At 72.5% G+C, this 5,626-nt stretch carries 3 protein-coding genes; 2 read left to right on the top strand and 1 reads right to left on the bottom strand.

Translation table 11 applies throughout. From position 1 onward, the window contains the following. On the bottom strand, positions 1-546 hold a 546-nt coding region (locus LQV45_RS16420; protein ID WP_230007946.1), incomplete at its 3' end, for a DUF4916 domain-containing protein. 154 nt (positions 547-700) lie between these two features. On the opposite strand from LQV45_RS16420, the gene LQV45_RS16415 reads away from it, so the two are divergent. Continuing rightward, on the top strand, positions 701-1,363 hold the full coding sequence (locus LQV45_RS16415; protein WP_230007945.1) for an alpha/beta hydrolase: 663 nt from the start codon (positions 701-703) through the stop codon (positions 1,361-1,363). A gap of 72 nt (positions 1,364-1,435) precedes the next feature. Beyond that, a partial coding sequence (locus LQV45_RS16410; protein WP_230007944.1) for an ATP-dependent helicase occupies positions 1,436-5,626 on the top strand: 4,191 nt, incomplete at its 3' end.

Raw genomic sequence — 5,626 nt, 5'->3', positions numbered from 1 at the left:
CGAGAGGGCATCGGATGCCGCTTCCTCGGGCGAGAGCCACGTGACCTCGAGGGCGTCCTGGCGGGGCTCGCACGTGCCGGTGACGGGCACGACGAAGGCGAGCGAGCCGGCGTGCTGCCGATCGTCGTGGAAGGCGCTCATGCCCGGAAGCGGGAAGTACTCCGCGACGGTGAAGGGCGCCGGCTGCGGGGGCAGCAGGGGGAAGGCCATGGGTCCGAGGTCGTTCTCGACGTGGCGGAAGAGCGCATCGCGCACGGTCTCGCCGTAGCGCACGCGTCCGGAGACGAGCGTGCGCGTCATCTCGCCGAGCGGGGTCGCCCGCAGCAGGATGCCGACCTGGGTCACGGCACCCATCCCGTCGGTGCGTACCGGCAGCGCCTCGACGTACAGCATCGGAAGACGCCGTCGCGCCTCGGCGAGTTCGACCTCGCTGAGCCAGCCCGGGTTCGAGTTGGGGGCGGCGGGCGCGCCCGAGAAGGGCGTCGACAGCGAGTCGCGGTCGTCGCCGTTGTCACCGGGTTCGGGGTCGGGGGTGCGCACGGGCATGTTCCCTGTATATCAACCGACCGCCCGGATGCCCACGTTTGCGGGCGGATGCCGTGGCTCGGCACCGCGCCGCTGGCCCGGCCGCGACCGGGGCGGGCACGCGCGACCGCCCGGGGCGCTGGCTGTGTCGGAGGTCTTTGCCACAATGGGCGGCATGACCGAGCGCCCGATCCTCGATCCCTCCGTCGTCCGCTGGTCGGTGCCACCGGCCGAGATCGGCGACCGTCCCGTGCTCCTCCTGCTGCACGGGTACGCGGCCGACGAGCACGATCTGTTCGGCCTCGCGCCCTACCTGCCCGACGCCTTCGCGATCGCGAGCGTGCGCGCCCCGCTCACGCCGCCCTGGCCGACGCCCGGCGCCTCGTGGTACCCGATCGAGGGCCTGAACGGTCGCGATCCCGCCGCCATCACCGTCGCGGCCGAGTCGCTGCTCGCGTGGATCGCCGACACCCTCAGCGACCGCCCGGTCGGGCTCCTCGGCTTCTCGCAGGGTGGGGCGGTTGCGGTCCAGACCCTGCGCGTCGCTCCGGACGCGGTGTCGTTCGCCGTCGTCCTCGCCGGCTACGCCGCGGGCGGCGAACTCCCCGGCGACATCGTTCTGGCCGAGCGACGCCCCCCGGTGTTCTGGGGGCGGGGGTCGCGCGACGATGTCATCCCGCCGCACCTGATCGACATGACCGCGCAGTGGCTGCCCGCGCACAGCGACCTGACCGGCCGGGTCTACCCGGGTCTGACGCACTCCGTCTCCGAGGAAGAACTCGCCGATGTCCGCGCGTTCCTCGACGCGCGCCTGGCCGGCGGCACCGCCGACGTCTGATCCACCCGGCGTTCCGCGGCCAGCGAACGTCAACCCCGACCCGATGTCGGAGGTCCGGGAGAAGATGTCGGCATGGCCGACGTACTCGACAGATTCGGTCCTGCGACGCAGGACTGGTTCCGTGGTGCGTTCGCGGCGCCCACGACCGCGCAGAAGGGCGCGTGGGAGTCGGTGGCCTCCGGTCGCAACGCCCTCGTCGTCGCTCCGACCGGCTCGGGCAAGACGCTCTCGGCCTTCCTCTTCGCGATCGACCGGGTGTTCCGCGAGAAGGCGCCCGAGGGGGCGGATGCCGCGCCCCCGCGCCGCGGCCGGGGCGCGGTCAAGAAGCCCGCGAACACCTCCCGGACCCGCATCCTCTACATCTCTCCGCTCAAGGCCCTCGGCGTCGACGTGGAGCGCAACCTCCGCTCGCCGCTGGTCGGCATCGGTCAGTCGGCCCGGCGCCTGGGCATCGAGGTCCCCACCGTGACCGTGGGAGTGCGGTCCGGTGACACGAGTTCGAGCGACCGCCGCAAGCTGGTCACCGACCCACCCGACATCCTCATCACGACTCCCGAGTCGCTCTACCTCATGCTCACGAGCCAGGCGGCCGAGACGTTGCGCGGTGTGCACACCGTGATCATCGACGAGGTCCACGCGGTCGCCGCAACCAAGCGCGGCGCGCATCTGGCGGTGAGCCTCGAGCGGCTGGACGCGCTGCTCGACGCTCCCGCGCAGCGCATCGGTCTCTCCGCCACGGTGCGGCCGATCGACGAGGTCGCGCGCTTCCTCGGCGGCGCGCAGCCGGTCGACATCGTGGCGCCGAAGGCGACGAAGGCGTTCGATCTGTCGGTGGTGGTCCCCGTCGACGACATGCTCAACCCGCCGCCCCCGCCCGGCGCTCCGGCCCCCGACGACGCCGTCGACGGCGAGTGGTTCTCGGAGCGCCCCGAGAGCACCGAGATGTCGGGGTCGGTCTGGCCGCACGTCGAGGAGGCGATCGTCGACCGCATCCTCCAGCGCCGTTCGACGATCGTGTTCGCCAACTCCCGGCGCCTGGCCGAACGGCTCACCGGCCGCCTCAACGAGATCTACGCCGAGAGACAGGGCATCGACGTCCCCGAGCCGACCGTGCCGGCCGCCATGATGGCCCAGGCGGGCTCGTCGGCGGGGGTGGCCGCGATCCTGGCCAAGGCCCACCACGGTTCGGTCTCGAAAGAGCAGCGGGCGCAAGTAGAAGACGAGCTGAAGTCCGGCGCCCTGCGCTGCGTCGTCGCCACGAGCAGCCTCGAGCTCGGTATCGACATGGGGTCGGTCGACCTCGTGATCCAGGTCGAGGCACCGCCGAGCGCGGCATCCGGTCTCCAGCGCGTCGGACGTGCGGGGCACCAGGTCGGCGAGGTGAGCCGCGCCGCCCTGTTCCCGAAGCACCGCAGCGATGTCCTGCACACCGCCGTCGTCACCGAGCGGATGCTGTCGGGGCGCATCGAGGCCATCTCGGTGCCGCAGAACCCGCTCGACATCCTCGCGCAGCAGACCGTCGCGGCCTCGGCGCTGGGAGCCATCGACGTCGAGGAGTGGTTCGAGACGGTCAAGCGCAGTGCGCCGTTCCGTTCGCTCCCCCGCTCGGCGTACGAAGCGACGCTGGATCTGCTCGCCGGGCGCTACCCGTCCGACGAGTTCGCCGAGCTGCGCCCGCGCCTGGTGTGGGATCGCGACGCGGGCACGCTCACCGGCCGTCCGGGCGCACAGCGGGTCGCCGTGACCAGCGGCGGCACGATCCCCGACCGCGGATTGTTCGGGGTGTTCGTCGCGGGCGAGTCGCAGAACGCCCGCGTCGGCGAGCTCGACGAAGAGATGGTCTACGAGTCGCGCGTCAACGACGTCTTCACCCTCGGCACGACGAGCTGGCGCATCGTCGAGATCACGCACGACCGCGTCAACGTCGTGCCGGCCTTCGGGCAGCCCGGCAAGCTGCCGTTCTGGCACGGCGACGGCATCGGCCGGCCCGCCGAACTCGGCGAGGCACTGGGCAAGTTCTCGCGCGATCTGGCCGGCGCCGAACGCGGCAAGGCCGAGGAGCGACTGCGCGAGTCGGGTCTCGACGACAACGCGATCACCAACCTGCTCGCCTACCTCGCCGAGCAGCGCGAAGCCACCGGCACCCTCCCCACCGACCGCACGCTGACGGTCGAGCGCAGCCGCGACGAGGTGGGCGACTGGCGCATCATCCTGCATTCCCCGTACGGCATGCAGGTGCACTCCCCGTGGGCACTGGCCGTCAACGCGCGTATCCGCGAACGTCTCGGCGTCGAGGGGGCGGCGGTCGCCAGTGACGACGGCATCATCGCGCGGGTCCCGGATGCCGCGGCCGAACCGCCCGGTGCCGACCTCTTCGTCTTCGAACCCGACGAGCTCGAACAGATCGTCACCGACGAGGTCGGCGGGTCGGCGTTGTTCGCCTCGCGCTTCCGCGAGTGCGCCGCCCGCGCTCTGCTGCTGCCGCGCTTGAACCCCAACCGCCGCTCGCCGTTGTGGCAGCAGCGCCAGCGTTCGGCGCAGCTGCTCGAGGTGGCGCGGCGGCATCCGTCGTTCCCGATCATCCTCGAGACGCTGCGCGAGGTGCTGCAGGACGTCTACGACCTCCCCGCGCTGCTGCGGGTGGCCCGGCAGATCGGCGAACGGCGCATCCGACTCGTCGAGACGACGACGAGCCAGCCCTCCCCCTACGCCCGCGACCTGCTCTTCGGCTACGTCGGCGCCTTCATGTACGAGGGCGACTCCCCCCTCGCCGAGCGTCGAGCCGCGGCCCTCTCGGTCGACCCGGCCCTGCTGAGCGAACTGCTCGGCAAGGTCGAGATGCGCGAGCTCCTCGACCCCGACGTGATCGCGCAGTTCGAGCGCGAGGCGCAGCGCCTCGATCCCGAACGCCGCGCCCGCGGCGTCGAGGGGGTCGCCGACCTGCTGCGACTGCTCGGCCCCCTCGACGCGGCCGAGGTCGCCGTGCGCCTGGATGCCGAGACGGATGCCGCCGCCGAGGCGTCCGCGCACCTGAAGACCCTCGTCGACGAGAGGCGGGCCATCCCCGTCACGATCGCGGGCGTGTCCCGCGTGGCGGGCATCGAAGACGCCGGGCGCCTGCGCGATGCGCTCGGTGCGGCGCTGCCGGTCGGCATCCCGAACGCCTTCCTCGAGCCGCTCGCCGATCCGCTCGGCGATCTCGTCGCCCGATTCGCCCGCACGCACGGTCCGTTCACGACCGATGCGGTGGCCGAGCGCCTGGGCGTGGGCGTCGCCGTCGCGCGGCTCACGCTGCAGCGGCTCGAGTCGCAGGGACGACTGTCGAGCGGCTTCTTCCTGCCCGAGGCCACCGGCGGACGCGGCGACGACACCGAGTGGTGCGACACCGAAGTGCTCCGCCGACTGCGGATGCGCTCGCTCGCCGCGATCCGCGGCAGCGTCGAACCGGTGCCGCCCGTCGCATACGCCCGATTCCTCCCGGTCTGGCAGCACCTCACCCGGCCGCTGGAGGGTGTCGACGGGGTCCTCGCCGTCGTCGAGCAGCTCGCGGGAGTGCCCATCCCGGCGAGCGCGTGGGAATCGCTCGTCCTGCCCTCTCGCGTGGCCGACTACACCCCGGCCCTCCTCGACGAACTGACGGCCACGGGAGAAGTGGTCTGGTCTGGTCATGGCACTCTGCCCGGACGCGACGGGTGGATCGCCCTGCACCCCGCCGAAGCCGCGCCGTTCACCCTTCAAGACCCCGACGATCCGACCGATCCCGCACCGGACTCGCTCGAGGCGCGTCTGCTCGGGGCGCTCGCGGGCGGCGGGGCCTATTTCGCCGCGCAGCTGACGCCACTGGTGAGCGCCGAGAACGAGCAGTCCGTCAACGACGCCCTGTGGGCGCTCACGTGGGCGGGTCGCGTCACGAACGACACGTTCGCCCCGGTGCGGTCGTTGCTCGGCGGTGGCGGCCAGGCGCACCGGGTCGCTCGGCGTGCGCCCCGCGCGCGCATGTACCGCGGGGCGACGCTCCCCCGGCCGACGGCAGCTCCGCGACCGCCTTCGCTCGGGGGCCGCTGGTCGTTGCTTCCGGAGCGCGAACCGGATGCCGCGGCTCGGGCGACCGCCACGGCGAGCCTGTTGCTCGATCGATACGGCGTGGTCACGCGCGGGGCGGTGCAGTCCGAGGGCGTCCCCGGCGGATTCGCACAGGTGTACCGCATCCTCGCCGGTTTCGAAGAGGCCGGGCACTGCCGACGCGGCTACGTCATCGAGAAG

It is taken from the genome of Microbacterium sp. Bi128, from assembly GCF_918698205.1.
Note: the sequence above shows the minus strand (reverse complement) of the source record. Positions and strands in the feature narration are given on the sequence as shown.

What these genes read in the sequence shown, in the direction of transcription:
- LQV45_RS16415 (WP_230007945.1), top strand. Translation starts at nt 701, where the DNA reads ATGACCGAGCGCCCGATCCTCGATCCCTCCGTCGTCCGCTGGTCGGTG.